Raw genomic sequence first — 21,407 nt, 5'->3', positions numbered from 1 at the left:
TAGTGGTTTATGCAAGTTAAGCGTTTTTTCGCCGCCGATATGCGTCAGGCCATGAAGCTGGTTCGTGATGAGCTGGGCGCTGATGCCGCCATCATTGGCAACCGCCGCATTGCCGGCGGCGTCGAGCTGACGGCGGCGCTGGATTACAAATTGTCGGCGCTGGCGCCACGGGTTCCGAACATGGAACTCGAAGACGAGCTGCGCAAGACCCAGTCGCGCATCGTTACTGCCCAGGCCGAGTTGAGCATGCGTGGTGAGGCCGACGGCAACACCAATCGCCAGTTGTTCTCCGGTCTGCCATTGACCGCCGGCCTGCCGCTGACGGCTGCCGAGCCTCTGACAGAACCGACTTACGCTGCTCCGGCGCGTCCAGCTCCGGCACCTGCGCCAGCTGCCGCTGGTGTCGATCCGCGTGCGCTGGATTCGATGCGTTTCGAACTCAACAGTCTGCGCGAGCTGATGGAAGTGCAGCTCGGCACCCTGGCCTGGAATCAGCTGCAAGGCAGCCGTCCGGCTCAGGCGAACCTTTATCGTCGTCTGCAACGCATCGGCTTGTCCGGCCCGTTGTCGCGCGACCTGCTGGCGCTGACCAGCGATATCGAAGAACCTCGTCAGGCCTGGCGCATGTTGCTGGCGCACCTGGCGCGGATGATCGCCACGCCGGAAGTCGAGCCGCTGGAAGAGGGCGGGATCATTGCCATGGTCGGCCCGGCCGGCATGGGCAAGACCACCACCCTGGCCAAACTGGCCGCCCGTTACGTGCTCAAGTACGGCGCGCAGAACATTGCGCTGGTGAGCATGGACAGCTTCCGCATCGGTGCTCAGGAACAGTTGAAAACCCTGGGCCGGATCCTCAATGTATCGGTGACCCACGTCGATCCGGGCCAGTCCCTGGTGCAGGCGCTGGATCCACTGCTGCGCAAACGCGTGGTGCTGATCGATACCGCCGGCCTGCAGGCCAGCGATCCGGCACTGCGCATGCAGCTGGAAAGTCTGGCCAGTCGTGGCATTCGGTCGAAAAATTATCTGGTACTGGCAACCACCAGCCAGAAACAGGTTCTAACCGCCGCTTATCACAGTTACAAGCGTTGCGGGCTCGCCGGGTGCATCCTGACTAAACTGGATGAGACGGCCAGCCTTGGCGAAGTGCTGAGCCTGGCGATCAGTCATGAACTGCCGGTCGCCTACCTGACCGACGGCCCACGGATTCCGGATGATCTGCATCTGCCGCGCCGTCATCAATTGGTCAGCCGCGCCGTCAGCGTGCAAATGCAGGAAGAACCCAGCGAAGAAGCCATGGCTGACATGTTCGCTGATATCTACCACAGTCCCACCAAGCAGGTTGGCTGAGGTAATGAACAGTTTTTGTACCTACATCGATGGTCTGCCATGCATTGTTCCGGTTGTGAACGCGCAGCCAGTAATGTGGCCTCCGTCTATGCAAGACAAGGTAAAGAAATAACATGGGCAGCATGCATCCCGTACAGGTGATCGCGGTGACCGGCGGCAAAGGTGGCGTCGGCAAGACTAACGTGTCAGTGAACTTGTCCCTGGCGCTGGCAGAGCTTGGCCGTCGGGTCATGCTGCTGGACGCCGACCTGGGTCTGGCGAACGTCGACGTTCTGCTGGGCCTCACGCCCAAACGTACCCTGGCCGATGTGATCGAGGGCCGCTGCGAGCTGCGCGACGTGCTGTTGCAAGGCCCCGGCGGGATCCGCATCGTGCCGGCCGCTTCCGGCACCCAGAGCATGGTTCACCTGAGCCCGGCCCAGCATGCCGGTCTGATTCAGGCGTTCAGCGACATCGGCGACAATCTCGACGTACTGGTGATCGACACCGCTGCGGGTATTGGTGACTCGGTAGTCAGTTTCGTTCGCGCGGCGCAAGAAGTGTTGCTGGTGGTCTGTGACGAGCCGACCTCGATCACCGACGCCTACGCGCTGATCAAACTGCTGAACCGCGATTACGGCATGAACCGCTTCCGCGTCCTGGCCAACATGGCCCAGAGCCCGCAGGAAGGTCGCAATCTGTTCGCCAAGTTGACCAAGGTCACGGATCGCTTCCTCGACGTCGCCCTACAATACGTCGGCGCGGTGCCTTACGACGAAAGCGTGCGCAAGGCGGTGCAGAAGCAGCGTGCGGTCTATGAAGCCTTCCCGCGTTCCAAGTGCGCACTGGCGTTCAAGGCGATCGCACAGAAGGTCGACACCTGGCCGCTGCCCGCCAACCCGCGCGGCCACCTCGAATTTTTCGTCGAGCGCCTCGTGCAGCAAACGGCAGGACCTGTGCTATGACCGCCAGCGGTATGAATTTCTACAAGAAGTCGGCACGTGACGCGCAGTACGAGCTGATCGAGCGTTACGCGCCACTGGTCAAACGCATTGCTTACCACTTGCTGGCGCGATTGCCGGCCAGTGTGCAGGTCGAAGACCTGATCCAGGCCGGGATGATCGGCCTGCTCGAAGTCTCGACCAAATACGACGCCAGCAAAGGCGCCAGTTTCGAAACGTACGCGGGCATCCGGATCCGCGGCGCCATGCTCGATGAAGTACGCAAGGGGGACTGGGCACCGCGCTCGGTTCACCGCAACACCCGTATGGTCAGCGACGCGATTCGCTCGATTGAAGCTAAAACCGGCCGTGACGCTAAAGATCACGAGGTTGCGGCCGAACTCCAATTGAGTCTCGACGATTACTACGGGATTTTGAACGACACCCTGGGCAGCCGACTGTTCAGTTTCGACGACCTGTTGCAGGACGGCGAACACGAAGGGCTGCACGAGGATGGCGCAAGTGCTCATCTTGAGCCGTCGCGCGATCTGGAAGATGAGCGCTTCCAGGCTGCGTTGGCGGACGCGATTGCCAATTTGCCGGAGCGTGAGCGACTGGTGTTGGCGCTGTACTACGACGAAGAGCTGAACCTCAAGGAAATCGGTGAAGTCCTTGGCGTCAGTGAATCGCGGGTCAGCCAGTTACACAGCCAGTGCGCGGCCCGTTTGCGGGGGCGTTTGGGGGAGTGGCGAGCGCGCTGAGGGCAGTGTGGGGACGCTGCGAACGAGGCTGGTGCGGTGGTGAACGGCACCGGTCTTGCTCTGTTGTGCTCCAGACAGTCATCGAGTGCTTTGCCGGATTGATTGAAATGGCGCGTCCAGGTGCTGGGCGCGTTTAAGACTGCTTGGAGGTCGAATTGAACAAAGACATGAAAATCCTCATCGTTGATGACTTCTCAACGATGCGGCGGATCATCAAGAACCTGTTGCGTGATCTCGGGTTCACCAACACCGTTGAAGCCGACGATGGCACCACTGCCATTCCGGTGCTCAACAGCGGCAGCATCGACTTTCTGGTGACCGACTGGAACATGCCTGGCATGACCGGTATCGACCTGCTGCGTCACGTGCGCGCCGATGAAAAACTCAAGCACCTGCCAGTGCTGATGGTGACTGCTGAAGCCAAGCGCGAGCAGATCATCGAAGCGGCCCAGGCCGGCGTTAACGGCTACGTGGTCAAACCTTTCACGGCTCAGGCGCTGAAAGAAAAAATCGAGAAGATTTTCGAACGCATCGGCTGATGACGCGCGGGGGAGCTATGGAGCATAACGAATCTTCACAGGGCGACTTCGAGTCGACTCTGAAAAAACACGCGGTCGAACTGGTCGAAAGCCTTGAAAAGGGCAGGTTCGGCGACGCCGTGCAACTGATCCATGAGCTCAATCAGACCCGTGACCGTGGCCTGTACCAGGAAGTGGGCAAGCTCACACGCGAACTGCACAGTGCAATCGTCAACTTCCAGATCGACCCGCATATGCCGCAGGCCGAGGAAGTGTCGCAGATCACTGATGCGACCGAGCGTCTGGGCTATGTGGTCAAGCTGACCGAAGCCGCGGCCAACCGCACCATGGACCTGGTGGAAAGCGCCACGCCGGTGGTCAATGGCCTGGCTGACGAAGCCCAGGCATTGAGTGCCGACTGGGGACGTTTCATGCGCCGTGAAGTCGGGGCTGAAGAGTTCCGCGAGCTGGCGCGTCGGGTCGACGGTTTTCTGGCACGCAGCAGCGCGGACAACCGCGCGGTGTCGAGCAACCTCAACGACATTCTGCTGGCCCAGGATTACCAGGACCTCACAGGTCAGGTGATCAAGCGCGTGACCCAGTTGGTCACCGAAGTCGAAAGCAATCTGCTCAAACTCGTGCTCATGGCCAGTCAGGTGGACCGCTTCGCGGGCATCGAACATGACCGTGCGGCAATGCTCGCTGAAAAAGATCCACAAAAACATCTCTCGCAGGGTGAAGGTCCGCAGATTCATGCCGATAAACGAGAAGACGTTGTGTCCGGTCAGGACGATGTGGACGATTTGCTATCCAGCCTTGGATTTTGAGTTTTTTTGGGTTTTTAGACCTGTAGGAGCACCCCATTAATGAGCTTCGGCGCCGATGAAGAGATCCTTCAGGATTTCCTGGTTGAGGCCGGCGAGATTCTTGAGCAACTGTCCGAACAACTGGTCGAGCTGGAAAGCCGCCCGGATGACGCAGATCTGCTCAACGCAATTTTTCGCGGTTTCCACACTGTAAAAGGGGGCGCCGGCTTCCTTCAGCTCAATGAGCTGGTGGAGTGCTGTCACATCGCCGAAAACGTGTTCGACATCCTGCGCAAGGGTGAACGTCGCGTAGATGCAGAACTGATGGACGTGGTGCTCGAAGCGCTGGACGCGGTGAACAGCATGTTCAGCGAAGTCCGCGATCGCAGCCCGATCACCGCTGCAACCCCGGAACTGCTGGCCGCCCTGGCGCGCCTGGCCGAACCGCAATCGGCGGATGAAGCCCCGGCTTCGCCTGTTGCCGAGATGATCGAAGAACTGGTCGTCGAAGGCGATTCGGGCGATATCACCGATAACGAATTTGAACAGTTGCTGGACTCGCTGAACGCCGTCAAGGCCGAAGCCGAAGCCCCGGCGGCTGCCGCTGCGCCTGCTTCCACCGAAGCGGCCAGCGATGAAATCACCGACGCCGAATTCGAGTCGCTGCTCGACCAGTTGCACGGCAAGGGCCAGTTCGCGGCCGACGCCGTGGCACCAGCTGCCGCTGCACCTGCTGCTCCGGCAGCGGGCGACAGCTCGGACATCACCGACGACGAATTCGAAGCCTTGCTCGATCAATTGCACGGCAAGGGCAACTTCGCCGTTGATGCGCTGGAATCGGCGATTGCTTCGGTGCCTGCATCTGCTGCTCCGGCAGCGGCGGCGGCCGGTAGCGATCTGATCAGCGATCACGAATTCGAATCGCTGCTCGACGATCTGCATGGCAAAGGCAAGTTCACTGACGTCGCCACCGGTGCCGTCGTGACGGCCGGCAATGCTTCGGCTGTTGCAGCGCCTGCCGCCAAGGCCCCGGCTGCTGCGGCAAAACCTGCTGCAAAAGCGCCTGAGCCTAAAGCGGAACCGGCCAAGCCAGCCGCCGCTGCTGCACCGGCTCCGGCCCGTGCACCGGCGACGCCGCCACCGGAAAAACCGGCGAGCGAAGCCGAGACTACCGTTCGTGTGGACACCGCACGTCTCGACGAAATCATGAACATGGTCGGCGAGCTGGTACTGGTGCGTAACCGTCTGGTGCGCCTGGGCCTGAACAGCGGCGACGAGTCGATGCAGAAGGCCGTGTCGAACCTCGACGTGGTCACCGCCGACTTGCAGACCGCGGTAATGAAGACCCGGATGCAGCCGATCAAGAAAGTCTTCGGCCGCTTCCCGCGTCTGGTTCGCGATCTGGCGCGTCAGCTCAAGAAAGAGATCAACCTGGAACTGGTGGGCGAAGAAACCGACCTCGACAAGAACCTCGTCGAGGCTCTGGCCGACCCGCTGGTCCACTTGGTGCGCAACGCGGTCGACCACGGCATCGAGTCGCCGGAGGAGCGTGAAGCTTCGGGCAAGGCCCGTGGCGGCAAGGTGATCCTGGCGGCCGAGCAGGAAGGCGACCATATCCTGCTGTCGATCTCCGACGACGGCAAAGGCATGGACCCGAACGTCCTGCGTGCCATCGCCGTGAAACGCGGTGTGATGGACAAGGATGCCGCCGATCGCCTGAGCGACACCGAATGCTACAACCTGATTTTCGCCCCGGGTTTCTCGACCAAGACCGAGATCTCCGACGTGTCCGGCCGCGGTGTGGGCATGGACGTGGTGAAGACCAAGATTTCCCAGCTCAACGGTTCGATCAACATCTACTCGACCAAGGGCGCCGGCTCGAAAATCGTCATCAAGGTGCCGCTGACGCTTGCGATCATGCCGACCCTGATGGTGATGCTCGGCAACCAGGCGTTTGCGTTCCCGCTGGTGAACGTCAACGAAATCTTCCACCTCGACCTGTCGACCACCAACGTGGTGGACGGCCAGGAAGTGGTGATCGTGCGGGACAAGGCGCTGCCATTGTTCTACCTCAAGCGCTGGCTGGTCAGCTCCGCCGCTCACGAAGAGCAGCGCGAAGGCCATGTGGTGATCCTTTCGGTGGGCACTCAGCGGATCGGCTTCGTCGTCGATCAACTGGTCGGTCAGGAAGAAGTGGTCATCAAGCCATTGGGCAAAATGCTGCAGGGAACCCCGGGCATGTCCGGCGCCACCATTACCGGTGACGGCCGCATTGCGCTGATTCTCGATGTTCCTAGCATGCTCAAGCGTTACGCCGCACGGCGTATTTGAATCCGGGGCAGCGGGGCGACAACGTCCCGCTGCACCTAATGGAGTGTTTATGGCAGTCAAAGTCCTGGTGGTGGACGATTCGGGTTTTTTCCGCCGCCGCGTCTCGGAAATTCTTTCAGCGGATCCGAGCATCCAGGTTGTCGGTACGGCAACCAACGGTAAAGAGGCGATCGATCAGGCCCTGGCCCTCAAGCCGGACGTGATCACCATGGACTACGAGATGCCGATGATGGATGGCATCACGGCCGTGCGGCATATCATGCAGCGCTGCCCGACCCCGGTGTTGATGTTCTCCTCGCTGACTCATGAAGGCGCCCGGGTGACCCTGGATGCGCTGGATGCCGGCGCGGTGGATTTCCTGCCGAAGAATTTCGAAGACATCTCCCGCAATCCGGAGAAGGTCAAGCAACTGCTGTGCGAGAAGGTTCACAGCATCTCGCGCAGTAACCGTCGTTTCAGTGCCTACAGTGCGCCGGCGCCTGCCGCTGCACCTGCACCTGCGCCGACTCCGGCAGCGGCGCCGTCGAGCTTTGGCAGCCACAGTGCTCCGGCTCGTCCGGCACCCGCGCCTGCACCGGCTCGCGCTCCGGCGGCCAGCACTTCGTCGGCAGCGCCGAAACGCAAAGCCTACAAGCTGGTGGCTATCGGCACGTCGACTGGCGGCCCGGTTGCCCTGCAACGGGTCCTGACCCAGTTGCCGGCCAACTTCCCGGCGCCGATCGTGCTGATCCAGCACATGCCGGCAGCCTTCACCAAGGCGTTCGCCGAGCGTCTGGACAAGCTCTGCCGCATCAGCGTCAAGGAAGCCGAGGATGGCGACATCCTGCGTCCGGGCCTGGCGCTGCTGGCACCCGGTGGCAAGCAGATGATGATCGACGGCCGTGGCGCGGTGAAAATCCTGCCGGGCGACGAGCGTCTGAACTACAAGCCTTGCGTGGACATCACCTTCGGTTCCGCAGCGAAGTCCTACAACGACAAAGTTCTGGCGGTCGTGTTGACCGGCATGGGCGCCGACGGCCGCGAAGGCGCACGCCTGCTCAAGCAGGGTGGCAGCACGGTCTGGGCCCAGGATGAAGCCAGCTGCGTGATCTACGGCATGCCGATGGCCATCGTCAAAGCGGATCTCGCGGATGCGGTGTATGGCCTGGACGATATCGGCAAGCACATCGTCGAGGCGTGTATCTGATGGATGTTCTAAGCCTTATCGGGATCATCATGGCGTTTGTCGCCATCATCGGCGGCAACTACCTTGAAGGCGGCCATCTCGGCGCGCTGGCCAACGGTCCGGCGGCGCTGATCGTGCTGGGCGGCACCATCGGTGCCGCGCTGCTGCAATCTCCGATGAGCGCGTTCAAGCGCGCCATGCAGATCCTCGCCTGGATCTTTTTCCCGCCGCGTGTGGATCTGGCTGGCGGTATCGACCGCGTGGTCAACTGGAGTCTCACCGCACGCAAGGAAGGCCTGCTGGGTCTGGAAGGCGTGGCGGATGCCGAGCCTGATGCCTACTCGCGCAAAGGCCTGCAACTGCTGGTCGACGGCGCCGAGCCGGAAGCGATCCGCAGCATCCTCGAAGTGGATTTCTACACCCAGGAAGCCCGCGACATCGAGGCCGCCAAGGTCTTTGAAAGCATGGGCGGCTACGCGCCGACCATCGGTATCATCGGTGCGGTGATGGGCCTGATCCACGTGATGGGCAACCTGGCCGATCCGACGCAACTGGGCAGCGGCATCGCGGTGGCGTTCGTTGCCACCATCTATGGTGTGGCCAGTGCCAACCTGATCCTGCTGCCGGTGGCAGCCAAATTGAAGTCAATCGCGTTGCGGCAGTCGCGTTATCGCGAAATGTTGTTGGAAGGCATTTTGTCGATCGCCGAAGGTGAAAACCCACGCTCCATCGAGTTGAAGCTTCAGGGCTTCATGGATTAAGGGACTAACCTCATGGCACGTCGTCGCCAACATGAAGAGCATGTAAACCATGAACGCTGGCTGGTTTCCTATGCCGACTTCATCACCTTGCTGTTCGCTTTTTTCGTGGTGATGTACTCCATCTCGTCGATCAACGAAGGCAAGTACAAGGTCATCTCCGAAGCGCTGATCGGGGTCTTCACCGACTCCGACCGCTCGCTCAAGCCGATCCCGATCGGCGACGAGCGACCGAAGACCGTGACCCCGGCCAAGCCGCTGGTCAAGGACGCCGAACAGGTCGATGCCGGTATCGCCGGTGCCAGCGATCCGCTGAAAAGCATCGCCGACGATATCAGCGCGGCGTTCGGCGACCTGATCTCCTCGAACCAGATGACCGTGCGCGGTAACGAGCTGTGGGTCGAGATCGAACTCAACTCCAGCCTGTTGTTCGGCAGCGGTGATGCGATGCCGAGCGACATCGCGTTCAACATCATCGACAAGGTTGCAGCGATCCTCAAACCGTTCGACAACCCGATCCACGTCGAAGGCTTCACCGACGATCAACCGATCCGCACCGCGCAGTACCCGACCAACTGGGAACTGTCCTCGGCGCGTTCGGCGAGCATCGTGCGGATGCTGGCGATGCAGGGCGTCAACCCTGGCCGTCTGGCCTCGGTGGGCTACGGCGAATTCCAGCCAGTGGCCAACAACGCCACGGCCGAAGGCCGGGCGAAAAACCGTCGCGTGGTGCTGGTGGTGTCGCGCAATCTCGATGTTCGTCGCAGCCTCACCGGCACCGGAACCGCCAATGCGCAACCGGATGCCGCATTGAAGCGTGCTGGCACACAAACTGCACCGACCCCGGTCAAGACGCCGGGACGCGAGAGTGCCGTCAATTCTCCGTCGCCCGCATTAATACGCTGAGCCATGTCTCGGCCGAGCATCTCGGCCGGGAGGAACAATCCGAATGAGAGTCTGGGCAGTCGCCAATCAAAAGGGTGGTGTTGGTAAAACCACTTCTTCCATCGCTTTAGCCGGTTTGCTGGCAGAGGCGGGCAAACGCGTGGTCGTGGTCGATCTCGACCCGCACGGCTCGATGACCAGCTATTTCGGTTACGACCCCGACAGCCTGGAACACAGCAACTACGACCTGTTTCTGCACAAGGGCGGCGTGCCGCAAGGCCTGCCGGGCCAGTTGCTGCTGTCGACCAGCGACGAACGCATTTCCCTGCTGCCCTCCAGCACCGCGCTGGCCACCCTCGAGCGCCAGTCGCCGGGGCAGAGTGGCCTGGGCCTGGTGATCGCCAAGAGTCTGGCGCAGCTGTGGCAGGACTTCGATTACGCGATCATCGACAGCCCGCCGTTGCTCGGTGTGTTGATGGTCAACGCCCTGGCCGCGAGCCAGCAACTGGTGATCCCGGTGCAGACCGAACACCTGGCCGTCAAAGGCCTGGAGCGCATGGTCAACACCCTGGCGATGATCAACCGCTCGCGCAAACAGGCGCTGCCGTTCAGCATCGTGCCGACCTTGTTCGACCGCCGCACCCAGGCGTCGATGGGCACCTTGCGCGTGCTGCGCGACAAATTCCCCGAGGAGATCTGGCAGGGTTATATCCCGGTCGATACCCGTCTGCGCGACGCCAGCCGTGCCGGTGTCACGCCTTCGCAATTCGACGGCAAGAGCCGTGGCGTGCTGGCCTACCGCGCGCTGCTCAAGCATCTGCTGGCGCAACAACTCGTTCCGCAGGTGGCCTGAGCATGAATCGGCCGATCAAACTGACTTCGCGTCCGCAACTGGCTTTGCAATCCTATCTGGACAGCTTGCTGGAGGATGTGACGGAAGAGATCCCGCAGGAAATCGAAGCACCGGTCGAGGTGGTTGAAAGCACCGCCGAGCTCGATGAGTTCCAGGCCGCGGTGCTTGAAGAACAGGCTCGCGATGCGCAGAAAGCCGCCAGGCCTGCTGCCCCGGTTGCAGCGCCTGCCACTGTGGCGGCCAAGGCTCCGGCACCGCTGATCAAAGAACCTGAGCCGGTGCGTGTGGTGTCGACCCTCGCGCCGCTGCTGCAGACCCAGCTTCTGCAAGCGCAACCCGAGCCTGTTCCGGTCGAGGTGCCAGCGCCGGTGCCAGTCGCTGCGCCGGTCGAGCAGGTTGTCGAGCAAGCATTGGTTGCGCCGCTGGTGGAAGTGCATCTGCCACCGAGCAATACGCCGCCACCGGTAGAAACCGACGGTCGTCCGGCCTGGGCGTCGGAAGCGTTCGAATGCCTGCTGTTCGATGTGGCCGGGCTGACCTTGGCGGTGCCGCTGGTGTGTCTTGGTTCGATCTATTCGCTGGCCGGCCATGAGCTGACGCCGCTGTTCGGTCAGCCGGAATGGTTCCTCGGCATCCTGCCAAGCCAGGCGGGGAACCTGAAGGTGCTGGACACCGCACGTTGGGTCATGCCGGATCGCTATCGCGATGACTTCCGTCAGGGCCTGCAATACGTGATTTCGGTACAAGGTTACGAGTGGGGGCTGGCGGTGCATCAGGTCAGCCGCTCGTTGCGCCTGGATCCGAATGAAATCAAATGGAGAACTCACCGAGGTCAGCGGCCATGGCTCGCGGGCACGGTGATTGAACACATGTGCGCCTTGCTCGATGTCTCCGCACTGGCCGAGTTGATCGCCAGCGGTGGGGCAAAGCACATGTCCGGCAGTAAGCCGAACCACAGACCGACATAACACTTACATAACGCTTACATAACAGGCATGCACCGGCATTCAATGCCGGCACACGAGACACACACCGCCATTGCGGTATTTCGAGGGGCTAGGGTATGAACGACAAGGCGACGGCGGCAAAGGGTTCCGAAGATCCGATCCTGCAATGGGTAACCTTCAAGCTGGACAATGAAACCTACGGCATCAACGTGATGCGCGTTCAGGAAGTCCTGCGCTACACCGAAATCGCGCCAGTTCCGGGTGCACCGAGCTACGTGCTGGGCATCATCAACCTGCGCGGCAACGTGGTGACCGTGATCGACACCCGTCAGCGCTTCGGCCTGATGAGCGGCGAGATCAGCGACAACACCCGTATCGTCATCATCGAAGCCGACAAGCAGGTTGTGGGCATCATGGTCGACAGCGTCGCTGAAGTGGTTTACCTGCGTCAGTCGGAAATCGAGACCGCACCGAACGTCGGTAACGAAGAGTCGGCCAAGTTCATCCAGGGCGTGTGCAACAAGAACAACGAGTTGCTGATCCTGGTCGAGCTGGACAAGATGATGAGCGAAGAAGAATGGTCGGAACTGGAGAATATCTGATTGATTCTCGAGGTAGCGGTCATTGTCCTGTTCCTGTTCTGGGCAGGCACGCTGGCGATGTTTCTGGCGTACATCAAGTCGCAGCGCGTAATCGCTGCGCAACAGGCCCAGGGCGATGCGCTGCGTGATCAGCGCATCAAGGACCTGGCCAAGCGTGTCGACGATTACCAGAACGGCAACGTGCGCATGGGCGAAGCCCTGCACGAGCTGCGCGCGGTCGTCGGTCCGATTCCGGACAAACTCGCCCAGCTCGAACAGCGCGATCCTTCCAGCCTGTCATTCGCTCAAGCGGCGAAACTGGTGGGGATGGGCGCGAGTGTCGATGAGCTGACGCAGTCCTGCGGGTTGACCCAGGCTGAGGCGGAGTTGATGCGCAAGTTGCACAGAAGCAGCTAAGCGCTTCAAGCGGCAAGCCGGAACGAAAAATCGCAGTCATTGATGACTGCGATTTTTTTTGCCTTCAGTAATCGTCGCCGCGCTCGGTGACGTCCTTCTCGACCATCGGTGCATTCGGGTCTTGTCCCGCCGGGAACTTGCCCTTGAGGTTCCAGGCAAACGCGATGATCTCGGCAATCGTCAGGTACAGCTCCTGCGGAATGCTGTCGCCCAGTTCCATGCGCGCCAGCAACTTCACCAGCTCGGCGTTCTCGTAGATCGGCACTTCATAGTCGCGGGCGATCCGCAGGATTTCTTCGGCCAGTTCTTCGTCGCCCTTGGCGGTGAGGGTCGGGGCGTGGCTGCCGTCGTACTTGAGGGCGATGGCCTGGCGTGGAGCAGTGGAATCGTTCATGCGGTTTCGTCGACCCAGCGGTGTTCGAGACGGGTTTGGTTGCCTTGCGGCGGGGTGCCGAGGTGGCAGTCGAGATCGCCGACGTTGAGACCCGAATCCAGCAGGCGCTGGCGCAGGGCGCTCAGGTTGTTTTCGATCAGGCTTGCCGTGAACGGCCGCTCGGCCCACAGCTGGCTTGAGAGACTGCCACTGATCAGTTGCGCCTGAATCTGCATCGGCCCCAGCGGTTCCATGTCGAACGCCAGATCGACGCGCCACAGCTGCTGTTTGGTTTCGCGCTCGCTGTCTCGGCGGTCATTCTTCTGTTCTTCCTGCGGGGCTTCCTCGCGTTGGAACTTGACCTGCAACGGCACGATGTCCTGCATATTGCGCATCGGGATCTCCAGTTGCCAGGTGCTGAGCAGGCGCCCGTCGTCGGTCACGCCGGTCTGTTCCAGGCTCGACAGCTGATGGCTTTGCAGGCGCGAGACAGCGGCGGCCGCCAGGCGCAGCAGATGTTCCAGATCACCTTCACCTTCCAGGCTTTGCAGCAACCGGTCCGGCAGCGGGAAGCTGCTCGGCAGCGGTTTGGCGCTGACCTGGCCGAGCATGCCGAGGGCATTGCGCACGAAGCTCGGCATCGCCTGGGCCAGGGTGTTGGCGGCGATGATAGCGTTCAGATTGGTATTGCCGGGCAGGCCGGGCGTGAGTTGTGCGATCAGTTTGAGCAGATCGGCTTTCATGTCTGGAGTCAGGGTCGGGTTTTGCCCGGTCAACAGCTTGGCTTCAAGAAACGCGCCGCTGTTGAGCAGTGCCTGGGCCAGGCCTTTCGGCGTGGTCAGTTGCTCGACGTCCGGCAGGTTGGCCAGCAGCCGGTCCACGGCGGCGCGCAGATCACTGGAGGTCTGATCGTCGGCGGGCGGCAGGCTCTGGAGCATTTTCAGCAAACCGTCCAGCGAGCCCTGGCGGCTCTGCTGGCTGACCAGTTGCTGACTGACCGCCAATTGTTCCTGGCGATTGCTCAGCGGCAGGAACTTGAGGGTCTGTGAATCCTGCACCAGCGCCGACAGCAGGGTGCCGATGCGCAACGGCTGCGGGCTGTCGAGGCTCAGGGTGCTGCCGCTCAACACCGTGTTGAGCAGGCTGACCGTCGAACGGAACACTGTCGGCTGCCCCGGCACCTGCGGCAACGCCTGATTCGTCAGCACCTTGCCTTGCAGCAGTGTGCCGACCGGCAATTGCGCGGTGTCGATGCGGGTGAGGGTGGCGACAGCAGTGGCAATAGCCTGTTGCACGGTGACCGCCAGATTGCCCGCCGACGGCTGGGTAACGGCCAGGTTGGTGCCTTGCGGCAGCGGCAGGGGACTGGTCGCCTGCACGGTAGTCTGACGGCCACTGTCGAGGGTGACCTTGAGCAGCACCTGAAAGGCCTGGTCCGCCGGCTTCAGCGACAACACCTCGGCCTTGGCGCTCTGGCCGGCGGCAATCAGCCCGTCCATCGGCGTCAACAGCTTGAGCAGCTCACCTACCTGCGGGCGAGCAGTCGCCGGGGTGGTGGGCGGGAGCGGGAGGATGTTCATTTCGCCTGTCATACGCGGACACAACCTGAGGAAAATGCGCTCGGGAGAGGGGGAGACGCCATGTATAATGCCGCCCGTCTTTCCGTTCGTTCAAAAAACATTGCAATTGTTTGACGCAGCTCTCTGGATTGAGCCGTCATTGCATTTATGCTGCAACTCTTTAACGGCCGCCCCAGAGCCGACTTGAACCGTATAAGGCCCGTGAACCCTTGACCAGTCCTGTCCTGCAAACCGTTGGCCTCGCGTGTGAGCGTGATCTCAGGCTGCTCTTCGAAAATCTCGAATTGAGACTGGCCAGTGGCGATATGGTGCAGATCAGCGGTCCCAACGGCAGCGGCAAGACCAGTCTCTTGCGTTTGCTGTCCGGCCTGATGCAACCGACCGACGGTCAGGTGCTGCTCAACGGCAAACCGCTGAGCGAGCAACGCAGCGAACTGGCGCGCAACCTGCTGTGGATCGGCCATGCCGCCGGCATCAAGGACCTGCTCACCCCGGAAGAAAACCTCGCCTGGCTCTGCGCCCTGCATCAACCCGCCGAACGCGACGCGATCTGGCAGGCACTGGCGGCGGTTGGATTGCGCGGTTTCGAAGATGTTCCCTGTCATAGCCTGTCCGCCGGTCAGCAGCGCCGCGTGGCGTTGGCGCGCCTTTACCTCGACAGCCCGCCGCTGTGGATTCTCGATGAACCGTTCACCGCGCTGGACAAGCAGGGCGTGGCGCAACTCGAAGAACACCTGGCCAATCACTGCGAGCGGGGCGGTCTGGTGGTGTTGACCACCCACCACACGCTGAGCCGGATGCCGGGCGGTTATCGCGACATCGATCTGGGGAATTGGGCGGTATGAGTGTGTTCGGCCTGCTGGTTGCCCGTGAGTCCCGACTGCTGTTCCGCCGCCCGGCGGAGCTGGCCAATCCGCTGATTTTCTTCGCCATCGTCATCGCGTTGTTCCCGCTGGCCGTCGGACCGGAAACTCAAGTATTGCAAAACTTGTCCCCGGGGTTAGTCTGGGTGGCGGCTCTCTTGTCGGTCCTGCTCTCGCTGGACGGGCTTTTCCGCAGTGATTTCGAAGACGGATCCCTTGAACAGTGGGTCCTTTCGCCGCACCCCCTGCCACTTCTGGTATTGGCCAAGGTGCTGGCACACTGGCTTTTTTCCGGGCTGGCACTGGTTTTGCTCTCGCCGTTACTGGCGTTGATGCTCGGGTTGCCGGCTGCGTGTCTGCCGGTATTGCTGCTTTCGTTGTTGCTGGGAACACCAGTGCTGAGCTTGCTCGGCGCGGTGGGCGCGGCGCTGACGGTCGGTCTGAAACGCGGTGGCCTGTTGCTGGCGCTGTTGATTCTGCCGTTGTACATCCCGGTGTTGATCCTCGGCAGTGGCGCCTTGCAGGCGGCACTGCAAGGCATGCCGGCGACGGGTTATCTGTTGTGGCTTGGCAGCCTGACCGCCCTGGCGATAACCCTGACACCCTTTGCAATAGCTGCTGGCCTGAAGATCAGCGTCGGCGAATAATGAGGTCTGGTTAAAATTTAACCAGCAAAGACCCTGAGACTGCTCACACCGATGAGCGGCACCCGTGATGGAAACAGTATGAACTGGACCTGGTTTCACAAGCTCGGCTCGCCCAAGTGGTTCTATGGCATCAGCAGCAGGCTGTTGCCGTGGTTGAGCATTGCCGCGTTGCTGCTGATCACCGTTGGCGTCGTCTGGGGCCTGGCCTTCGCGCCGCCGGACTATCAGCAAGGCAACAGCTTTCGCATCATCTACATCCACGTACCCGCTGCGATGCTCGCTCAGTCGATCTACGTGATGCTGGCGGTGTGCGGTGTGGTCGGGTTGGTGTGGAAGATGAAACTGGCCGACGTCGCCCTGCAATGCGCCGCACCGATCGGCGCGTGGATGACCGCCGTGGCGCTGGTCACCGGGGCGATCTGGGGTAAACCGACCTGGGGTTCGTGGTGGGTCTGGGACGCGCGGCTGACCTCGATGCTGATTCTGCTGTTCCTGTATTTCGGCGTGATCGCCCTGGGCAACGCCATCAGCAATCGCGACAGCGCCGCCAAGGCCTGCGCGGTGCTGGCCATCGTCGGCGTGATCAACATTCCGATCATCAAATACTCGGTGGAGTGGTGGAACACCCTGCACCAGGGCGCGACCTTCACCCTCACCGAAAAACCGGCGATGCCCGCCGAAATGTGGCTGCCGCTGCTGCTGACGGTGCTGGGTTTCTACTGTTTCTTCGGCGCCGTGCTGTTGCTGCGCATGCGTCTTGAAGTGCTCAAGCGCGAAGCCCGCGCCAGTTGGGTAAAAGAAGAAGTGCAGAACAGCCTGGAGGCCGCTCGATGAGTTTCGCGTCATTCGGCGACTTCCTCGCCATGGGCCATCATGGCCTGTATGTCTGGTCGGCCTACGGCATCTGCCTGGCGGTGCTGGCCCTCAACGTGGCGGCGCCGATCCTGGCCCGCAAGCGGTATCTGCAACAAGAGGCGCGTCGTCTGCGCCGGGAGAACGGCAAGTGAATCCGCTGCGCAAAAAGCGTCTTATCATCATTCTGGCGATTCTGGTCGGGGTCGGCGCTGCCGTCGGCCTGGCCCTGAGCGCCCTGCAGCAGAACATCAATCTGTTTTACACCCCGACCCAGATCGCCAACGGCGAAGCACCGCAGGACACCCGCATCCGTGCGGGCGGCATGGTCGAGAAAGGTTCGCTGCAACGTTCCTCGGATTCTCTGGACGTCAAATTCGTGGTCACTGACTTCAACAAATCCGTGACCATCACCTATCGTGGAATCCTGCCTGACCTGTTCCGTGAAGGGCAGGGCATTGTTGCTCTCGGCAAGCTCAACGCCGACGGCGTCGTGGTCGCCGATGAAGTGCTGGCCAAGCACGACGAAAAATACATGCCACCTGAAGTGACCAAAGCACTGAAGGACAGCGGTCAATCCGCGCCAACCCCTGCGAAGGAGGGTTGATCGATGACATCCAGCATTTTCATTCCTGAGTTGGGCCACCTGGCCATGATCCTGGCGCTGTGTTTCGCGCTGGTGCAGGCCGTGGTGCCGTTGCTCGGTGCCTGGCGTGGCGACCGTCTGTGGATGGGCCTCGCCCAACCGGCGGCGTGGGGGCAGTTCGCATTCCTGCTGTTCGCCTTCGGTTGCCTGACCTACGCGTTCATGACCGACGATTTCTCCGTGGCTTACGTCGCGATGAACTCCAACAGCGCGCTGCCGTGGTACTACAAGTTCAGCGCCGTGTGGGGCGCCCACGAAGGTTCGTTGCTGTTGTGGGCGTTGATCCTCGGTGGCTGGACCTTCGCGGTGTCGGTGTTCTCCCGGCAGTTGCCGCAAGTCATGCTCGCTCGCGTACTGGCGGTGATGGGCATGATCAGCACGGGTTTCCTGTTGTTCCTGATCCTGACCTCGAACCCGTTTTCGCGGATCCTGCCGCAGATCCCGGCCGACGGTCGTGACCTCAATCCGTTGCTGCAGGATATCGGCCTGATCGTCCACCCGCCGATGCTGTACATGGGCTACGTCGGTTTCTCGGTGGCGTTTGCGTTCGCCATCGCCGCACTGCTCGGCGGTCGTCTCGACGCGGCGTGGGCACGCTGGTCGCGTCCGTGGACCATCGTCGCCTGGGCCTTCCTCGGCATCGGCATCACCCTCGGTTCGTGGTGGGCTTACTACGAACTCGGCTGGGGCGGCTGGTGGTTCTGGGACCCGGTGGAAAACGCTTCCTTCATGCCTTGGCTGGTGGGCACGGCGCTGATCCATTCGCTGGCGGTCACGGAAAAACGTGGCGTGTTCAAGAGCTGGACGGTGTTGCTGGCGATTGCCGCGTTCTCCCTGAGCCTGCTCGGCACTTTCCTCGTGCGTTCCGGCGTGCTGACCTCGGTGCACGCGTTTGCCTCGGACCCCGAGCGCGGCGTGTTCATCCTGATCTTCCTGTTGTTCGTGGTCGGTGGTTCGCTGACGCTGTTTGCCTTGCGTGCTCCGGTGGTCAAGAGCCAGGTCGGTTTCAACCTGTGGTCGCGGGAAACCCTGCTGCTGGGCAACAACCTGGTGCTGGTGGTGGCCGCGTCGATGATCCTGCTCGGCACGCTGTATCCGCTGATTCTGGATGCCATCAGTGGCGCCAAGCTCTCGGTCGGTCCGCCGTATTTCAACGCGTTGTTCATTCCGCTGATGGCCTTGCTGATGGTGGTGATGGCAGTCGGTGTGATAGTGCGCTGGAAAGACACACCGGTGAAATGGCTGGCAAACATGCTGACCCCGGTGTTGCTGGGCAGCGTTGCACTGGCGGTCGTTGCCGGTGTCGCCTACGGCGATTTCAACTGGGCGGTGATCGCAACCTTCCTGCTCGCAGCCTGGGTGTTGCTGGCCGGCGTGCGCGACATCTTCGACAAGACTCGTCACAAAGGCCTGATCAAAGGCCTGCCGACCCTGACCCGCAGCTATTGGGGCATGCAACTCGCCCACCTCGGCATCGCCGTTTGCGCCCTGGGCGTGGTGTTGTCGAGTCAGAACAGTGCCGAGCGCGACCTGCGTCTGGCGCCGGGCGAGTCGATGGAACTGGCCGGTTATCAGTTCGTGTTCGAAGGCGCCAAGCATTTCGAAGGCCCGAACTTCACCTCCGATAAAGGCACCGTCCGGGTGATCCGCGATGGCCGCGAAGTCAGCGTGCTGCACCCGGAAAAACGCCTGTACACCGTGCAGAGCTCGATGATGACCGAAGCCGGGATCGACGCCGGTTTCACCCGCGACCTCTACGTCGCATTGGGTGAGCCGCTGGGCGATGGCGCCTGGGCAGTGCGGGTACACGTCAAACCGTTCGTGCGCTGGATCTGGTTCGGCGGTCTGCTGACCGGTTTCGGTGGTTTGCTGGCGGCGCTGGATCGGCGCTACCGGGTCAAGGTCAAAGCCAAGGTGCGTGAAGCGCTGGGCATGGAAGGAGCCGCTGCATGAGACGTTGGTTGATGCTGGTGCCATTGGCGATTTTCCTGCTGGTGGCCGTATTCCTTTATCGCGGTTTGTACCTGGATCCGGCGGAGCTGCCGTCGGCGATGATCAACAAGCCATTCCCGGAGTTTTCCCTGCCGGCCGTGCAGGGCGACAAGACCCTGACCAAGGCTGACATTCTCGGTAAACCGGCACTGGTCAACGTCTGGGGCACCTGGTGCATTTCCTGCCGGGTCGAGCACCCGGTGCTGAACAAACTCGCCGAGCGCGGCGTGGTGATCTACGGCATCAACTACAAGGACACCAACGCCGATGCGTTGAAGTGGCTGGCCGAATTCCACAATCCGTATCAACTGGACATCCGTGACGACGAAGGCTCCCTGGGCCTGAACCTCGGTGTCTACGGCGCGCCGGAAACCTTCTTCATCGACGCCAAGGGCATCATCCGCGACAAGTACGTTGGCGTGATCGATGAGCAGGTCTGGCGGGAAAAACTGGCGGCCAAGTATCAGGCGCTGGTTGACGAGGCCAAGCCATGAAGCGCTTTTTAGCTGCCGTGGTGTTGGGCTTGAGCCTGGCCGGTGTGGCCCACGCCGCCATCGACACCTACGAGTTTGCCAAAGAAGGCGATCGCGAGCGTTTCCGTGAGTTGACCAAGGAACTGCGCTGCCCCAAATGTCAGAACCAGGACATCGCCGACTCCAACGCGCCGATTGCCGCCGACCTGCGCAAAGAGATTTTCCGCATGCTCGGCGAGGGCAAGGACAATCAGCAGATCATCGACTTCATGGTCGACCGCTACGGTGATTTCGTGCGCTACAAACCGGCGCTCAATGCCAAGACCGCGCTGCTGTGGTTTGGCCCCGCCGGATTGTTGCTCGGCGGTTTTGTCGTCATCGCCGTGATCGTCCGCCGCCGTCGCGGGCAACATGCCGAGACTCCGCAATCGCTGTCCCCTGAAGAGCGTCAGCGTCTCGACCAACTGTTGGATAAAAACCAAGAATGATTGATTTCTGGCTTGCCGCAGGGCTGTTGCTTCTGGTCGCCCTGAGTTTTCTGCTGATCCCCGTTCTGCGTGAACGTCGCGCCCAGCGTGAAGAGGATCGGACTGCCCTGAACGTCGCGCTGTATCAGGAACGTGTCGCCGAGCTGCAATCGCAGCAGGCCGAGGGCGTTCTCGATGCCGCGCAAATGGACAGCGGCCGTGCCGAAGCGGCGCGGGAACTGCTGGCCGACACCGAAGGCGTGGCTCCAGCGCGGGTTTCGCGTCTGGGCAAACCGCTGCCGTTGCTGGCGGCCGTGCTGGTGCCGGTGTTGGGCCTCGGCCTCTATCTGCATTTTGGTGCCGCCGACAAAGTCGAACTGACCCGGGAATTTTCCCAGGCGCCACAGTCGATGGAAGAGATGACCCAGCGTCTGGAGCGCGCCGTAGCCGCGCAACCGGATTCCGCCGAAGGCCTGTACTTCCTCGGTCGTACCTACATGGCTCAAGATCGTCCGGCAGACGCGGCGAAGATGTTCGAGCGCGCTGCCAACCTGGCCGGTCGTCAACCGGAACTGCTCGGCCAGTGGGCGCAGGCGCAGTACTTCGCCGATGGCAAGAAGTGGTCGGACAAGATTCAGGCCCTGACCGACGAAGCACTGAAGGCTGATCCGAAAGAAGTCACCAGCCTCGGCCTGCTGGGGATCGCCGCGTTCGAAGGCGAGCGCTATCAGCAAGCCATTGATTACTGGAACCGTCTGCTGGCGCAACTGCCGCCGGAAGATAAATCCCGCGAGCCTCTGCAAGGCGGCATCGCCCGCGCCACTGAAAAACTTGAAGCCAGCGGCGGTAAAGTCGCCCAGGCACCGGTCGCGAAAACCGCGCTGCTCAAGGTCAGCGTCGATCTGGCCAGCGAGCTCAAGGGCAAGGTGCAACCGGGCGACAGCGTGTTCATCTTCGCCCGTGCAGTGTCTGGCCCTCCAGCGCCGCTGGCGGCCAAGCGACTGACCGTCGCCGACCTGCCGGTGACCGTCGAACTGGGCGATGCCGACGCAATGATGCCGCAGTTGAAACTGTCGAACTTCCCCGAAGTCCAACTGGTTGCGCGCATCTCCCGTGCCGGTCAGCCGACCGCCGGTGAGTGGGTCGGTCGCAGCGGGCCTCTGGCCAGCAGCACCACCGCGACGCAGACACTGACCATCGACAGCCCGGACAAATAGCCGGA

At 61.7% G+C, this 21,407-nt stretch carries 24 protein-coding genes; 22 read left to right on the top strand and 2 right to left on the bottom strand.

All coding sequences use genetic code 11. The annotated features are described in order from the left end of the window. Nucleotides 1-9 precede the first annotated feature (9 nt). The 13 genes from flhF to AC07VV_RS12455 all read left to right on the top strand — a co-directional run bounded on the left by flhF (nucleotide 10) and on the right by AC07VV_RS12455 (nucleotide 12,292). The gene (gene flhF / locus AC07VV_RS12515) at nucleotides 10-1,350 is read left to right on the top strand and encodes a flagellar biosynthesis GTPase FlhF (protein WP_495036385.1); all 1,341 of its coding nucleotides are present in this window, start codon (nucleotides 10-12) and stop codon (nucleotides 1,348-1,350) included. Nucleotides 1,351-1,463: 113 nt separating this feature from the next. After that, nucleotides 1,464-2,294, top strand: coding sequence for a flagellar synthesis regulator FleN (gene fleN / locus AC07VV_RS12510; RefSeq protein ID WP_003222917.1), 831 nt, complete (start codon nucleotides 1,464-1,466; stop codon nucleotides 2,292-2,294). Beyond that, nucleotides 2,291-3,031, top strand: coding sequence for an RNA polymerase sigma factor FliA (fliA, locus tag AC07VV_RS12505; RefSeq protein ID WP_011333070.1), 741 nt, complete (start codon nucleotides 2,291-2,293; stop codon nucleotides 3,029-3,031). The genes fleN and fliA overlap by 4 nt, the downstream gene beginning before the upstream one ends. Nucleotides 3,032-3,198: 167 nt before the next feature. After that, nucleotides 3,199-3,570, top strand: coding sequence for a chemotaxis response regulator CheY (locus tag AC07VV_RS12500; RefSeq protein WP_003183998.1), 372 nt, complete (start codon nucleotides 3,199-3,201; stop codon nucleotides 3,568-3,570). 17 nt (nucleotides 3,571-3,587) lie between these two features. Continuing rightward, complete coding sequence (locus tag AC07VV_RS12495) at nucleotides 3,588-4,376, top strand: protein phosphatase CheZ (protein ID WP_096822164.1); 789 nt, start codon at nucleotides 3,588-3,590, stop codon at nucleotides 4,374-4,376. 39 nt (nucleotides 4,377-4,415) lie between these two features. Beyond that, entirely contained in the window at nucleotides 4,416-6,686 is a 2,271-nt protein-coding gene (locus AC07VV_RS12490; RefSeq protein WP_495036384.1) for a chemotaxis protein CheA, read from the top strand. 49 nt (nucleotides 6,687-6,735) lie between these two features. Continuing rightward, nucleotides 6,736-7,872, top strand: coding sequence for a protein-glutamate methylesterase/protein-glutamine glutaminase (locus AC07VV_RS12485; RefSeq protein WP_102620345.1), 1,137 nt, complete (start codon nucleotides 6,736-6,738; stop codon nucleotides 7,870-7,872). Continuing rightward, nucleotides 7,872-8,612, top strand: a complete 741-nt coding sequence (locus tag AC07VV_RS12480) for a flagellar motor protein (RefSeq protein WP_096822161.1) — start codon at nucleotides 7,872-7,874, stop codon at nucleotides 8,610-8,612. Before AC07VV_RS12485 ends, AC07VV_RS12480 begins: the two co-directional genes overlap by 1 nt. A 12-nt stretch (nucleotides 8,613-8,624) precedes the next feature. Continuing rightward, on the top strand, nucleotides 8,625-9,515 hold the full coding sequence (motD, locus tag AC07VV_RS12475) for a flagellar motor protein MotD (protein WP_096822160.1): 891 nt from the start codon (nucleotides 8,625-8,627) through the stop codon (nucleotides 9,513-9,515). A gap of 43 nt (nucleotides 9,516-9,558) precedes the next feature. Continuing rightward, nucleotides 9,559-10,347: a ParA family protein gene (locus tag AC07VV_RS12470; RefSeq protein WP_249484143.1), complete on the top strand. Its 789-nt coding sequence runs from the start codon at nucleotides 9,559-9,561 to the stop codon at nucleotides 10,345-10,347. Nucleotides 10,348-10,349: 2 nt separating this feature from the next. Then, nucleotides 10,350-11,315 carry a CheW domain-containing protein gene (locus AC07VV_RS12465; RefSeq protein WP_495036383.1) on the top strand — a complete coding sequence of 322 codons (966 nt, stop codon included), beginning with the start codon at nucleotides 10,350-10,352 and terminating at the stop codon, nucleotides 11,313-11,315. A gap of 95 nt (nucleotides 11,316-11,410) precedes the next feature. Continuing rightward, complete coding sequence (locus AC07VV_RS12460) at nucleotides 11,411-11,896, top strand: chemotaxis protein CheW (RefSeq protein ID WP_007959223.1); 486 nt, start codon at nucleotides 11,411-11,413, stop codon at nucleotides 11,894-11,896. After that, nucleotides 11,897-12,292: a DUF2802 domain-containing protein gene (locus AC07VV_RS12455; RefSeq protein ID WP_495036382.1), complete on the top strand. Its 396-nt coding sequence runs from the start codon at nucleotides 11,897-11,899 to the stop codon at nucleotides 12,290-12,292. A 64-nt stretch (nucleotides 12,293-12,356) separates the two neighbouring features. Here the strand turns inward: AC07VV_RS12455 and AC07VV_RS12450 are convergent, their stop codons facing one another. Then, nucleotides 12,357-12,686, bottom strand: a complete 330-nt coding sequence (locus AC07VV_RS12450) for an EscU/YscU/HrcU family type III secretion system export apparatus switch protein (protein WP_096822156.1) — start codon at nucleotides 12,684-12,686, stop codon at nucleotides 12,357-12,359. After that, nucleotides 12,683-14,257, bottom strand: a complete 1,575-nt coding sequence (gene fliK, locus AC07VV_RS12445) for a flagellar hook-length control protein FliK (protein WP_495036381.1) — start codon at nucleotides 14,255-14,257, stop codon at nucleotides 12,683-12,685. The genes AC07VV_RS12450 and fliK overlap by 4 nt, the downstream gene beginning before the upstream one ends. Before the next feature lie 197 nt (nucleotides 14,258-14,454). Between fliK and ccmA the strand changes: the two genes are divergently transcribed. The 9 genes from ccmA (at nucleotide 14,455) to ccmI (ending at nucleotide 21,402) form a co-directional block, all read left to right on the top strand. After that, nucleotides 14,455-15,090 (top strand): cytochrome c biogenesis heme-transporting ATPase CcmA, encoded by a 636-nt coding sequence (gene ccmA / locus AC07VV_RS12440; RefSeq protein WP_495036380.1) that lies wholly within the window; start codon nucleotides 14,455-14,457, stop codon nucleotides 15,088-15,090. Next, nucleotides 15,087-15,755, top strand: coding sequence for a heme exporter protein CcmB (gene ccmB, locus AC07VV_RS12435; RefSeq protein WP_085710502.1), 669 nt, complete (start codon nucleotides 15,087-15,089; stop codon nucleotides 15,753-15,755). The genes ccmA and ccmB overlap by 4 nt, the downstream gene beginning before the upstream one ends. A 78-nt stretch (nucleotides 15,756-15,833) precedes the next feature. Beyond that, nucleotides 15,834-16,589: a heme ABC transporter permease gene (locus tag AC07VV_RS12430; RefSeq protein ID WP_096822152.1), complete on the top strand. Its 756-nt coding sequence runs from the start codon at nucleotides 15,834-15,836 to the stop codon at nucleotides 16,587-16,589. Beyond that, a complete protein-coding gene (gene ccmD / locus AC07VV_RS12425; RefSeq protein ID WP_008055370.1) occupies nucleotides 16,586-16,762 on the top strand; it encodes a heme exporter protein CcmD in 177 nt (58 codons plus the stop codon). Before AC07VV_RS12430 ends, ccmD begins: the two co-directional genes overlap by 4 nt. After that, on the top strand, nucleotides 16,759-17,214 hold the full coding sequence (ccmE, locus tag AC07VV_RS12420; RefSeq protein ID WP_096822151.1) for a cytochrome c maturation protein CcmE: 456 nt from the start codon (nucleotides 16,759-16,761) through the stop codon (nucleotides 17,212-17,214). The genes ccmD and ccmE overlap by 4 nt, the downstream gene beginning before the upstream one ends. A gap of 3 nt (nucleotides 17,215-17,217) precedes the next feature. Next, on the top strand, nucleotides 17,218-19,206 hold the full coding sequence (locus AC07VV_RS12415; protein ID WP_495036379.1) for a heme lyase CcmF/NrfE family subunit: 1,989 nt from the start codon (nucleotides 17,218-17,220) through the stop codon (nucleotides 19,204-19,206). Then, complete coding sequence (locus tag AC07VV_RS12410) at nucleotides 19,203-19,739, top strand: DsbE family thiol:disulfide interchange protein (RefSeq protein ID WP_007959246.1); 537 nt, start codon at nucleotides 19,203-19,205, stop codon at nucleotides 19,737-19,739. The genes AC07VV_RS12415 and AC07VV_RS12410 overlap by 4 nt, the downstream gene beginning before the upstream one ends. Further along, complete coding sequence (locus AC07VV_RS12405) at nucleotides 19,736-20,206, top strand: cytochrome c-type biogenesis protein (protein ID WP_495036378.1); 471 nt, start codon at nucleotides 19,736-19,738, stop codon at nucleotides 20,204-20,206. Before AC07VV_RS12410 ends, AC07VV_RS12405 begins: the two co-directional genes overlap by 4 nt. Continuing rightward, nucleotides 20,203-21,402, top strand: coding sequence for a c-type cytochrome biogenesis protein CcmI (gene ccmI / locus AC07VV_RS12400; RefSeq protein WP_495036377.1), 1,200 nt, complete (start codon nucleotides 20,203-20,205; stop codon nucleotides 21,400-21,402). Before AC07VV_RS12405 ends, ccmI begins: the two co-directional genes overlap by 4 nt. Nucleotides 21,403-21,407 lie beyond the last annotated feature (5 nt).

It is taken from the genome of Pseudomonas sp. GW821-FHT02C04 (assembly GCF_059421845.1).
This window is presented reverse-complemented; position numbering and strand designations above follow the sequence as displayed.

Coding starts and splice junctions, on each gene's coding strand:
- AC07VV_RS12500 (WP_003183998.1), top strand. CDS start 3,199: ATGAAAATCCTCATCGTTGATGACTTCTCAACGATGCGGCGGATCATC.
- motD (WP_096822160.1), top strand. CDS start 8,625: ATGGCACGTCGTCGCCAACATGAAGAGCATGTAAACCATGAACGCTGG.
- flhF (WP_495036385.1), top strand. CDS start 10: ATGCAAGTTAAGCGTTTTTTCGCCGCCGATATGCGTCAGGCCATGAAG.
- fleN (WP_003222917.1), top strand. CDS start 1,464: ATGGGCAGCATGCATCCCGTACAGGTGATCGCGGTGACCGGCGGCAAA.
- ccmD (WP_008055370.1), top strand. CDS start 16,586: ATGAGTTTCGCGTCATTCGGCGACTTCCTCGCCATGGGCCATCATGGC.
- AC07VV_RS12480 (WP_096822161.1), top strand. CDS start 7,872: ATGGATGTTCTAAGCCTTATCGGGATCATCATGGCGTTTGTCGCCATC.
- fliK (WP_495036381.1), bottom strand. CDS start 14,257: ATGACAGGCGAAATGAACATCCTCCCGCTCCCGCCCACCACCCCGGCG.
- AC07VV_RS12450 (WP_096822156.1), bottom strand. CDS start 12,686: ATGAACGATTCCACTGCTCCACGCCAGGCCATCGCCCTCAAGTACGAC.
- AC07VV_RS12485 (WP_102620345.1), top strand. CDS start 6,736: ATGGCAGTCAAAGTCCTGGTGGTGGACGATTCGGGTTTTTTCCGCCGC.
- AC07VV_RS12430 (WP_096822152.1), top strand. CDS start 15,834: ATGAACTGGACCTGGTTTCACAAGCTCGGCTCGCCCAAGTGGTTCTAT.
- AC07VV_RS12415 (WP_495036379.1), top strand. CDS start 17,218: ATGACATCCAGCATTTTCATTCCTGAGTTGGGCCACCTGGCCATGATC.
- AC07VV_RS12405 (WP_495036378.1), top strand. CDS start 19,736: ATGAAGCGCTTTTTAGCTGCCGTGGTGTTGGGCTTGAGCCTGGCCGGT.
- ccmI (WP_495036377.1), top strand. CDS start 20,203: ATGATTGATTTCTGGCTTGCCGCAGGGCTGTTGCTTCTGGTCGCCCTG.
- AC07VV_RS12465 (WP_495036383.1), top strand. CDS start 10,350: ATGAATCGGCCGATCAAACTGACTTCGCGTCCGCAACTGGCTTTGCAA.
- ccmB (WP_085710502.1), top strand. CDS start 15,087: ATGAGTGTGTTCGGCCTGCTGGTTGCCCGTGAGTCCCGACTGCTGTTC.
- AC07VV_RS12495 (WP_096822164.1), top strand. CDS start 3,588: ATGGAGCATAACGAATCTTCACAGGGCGACTTCGAGTCGACTCTGAAA.
- AC07VV_RS12490 (WP_495036384.1), top strand. CDS start 4,416: ATGAGCTTCGGCGCCGATGAAGAGATCCTTCAGGATTTCCTGGTTGAG.
- AC07VV_RS12470 (WP_249484143.1), top strand. CDS start 9,559: ATGAGAGTCTGGGCAGTCGCCAATCAAAAGGGTGGTGTTGGTAAAACC.
- fliA (WP_011333070.1), top strand. CDS start 2,291: ATGACCGCCAGCGGTATGAATTTCTACAAGAAGTCGGCACGTGACGCG.
- AC07VV_RS12460 (WP_007959223.1), top strand. CDS start 11,411: ATGAACGACAAGGCGACGGCGGCAAAGGGTTCCGAAGATCCGATCCTG.
- AC07VV_RS12410 (WP_007959246.1), top strand. CDS start 19,203: ATGAGACGTTGGTTGATGCTGGTGCCATTGGCGATTTTCCTGCTGGTG.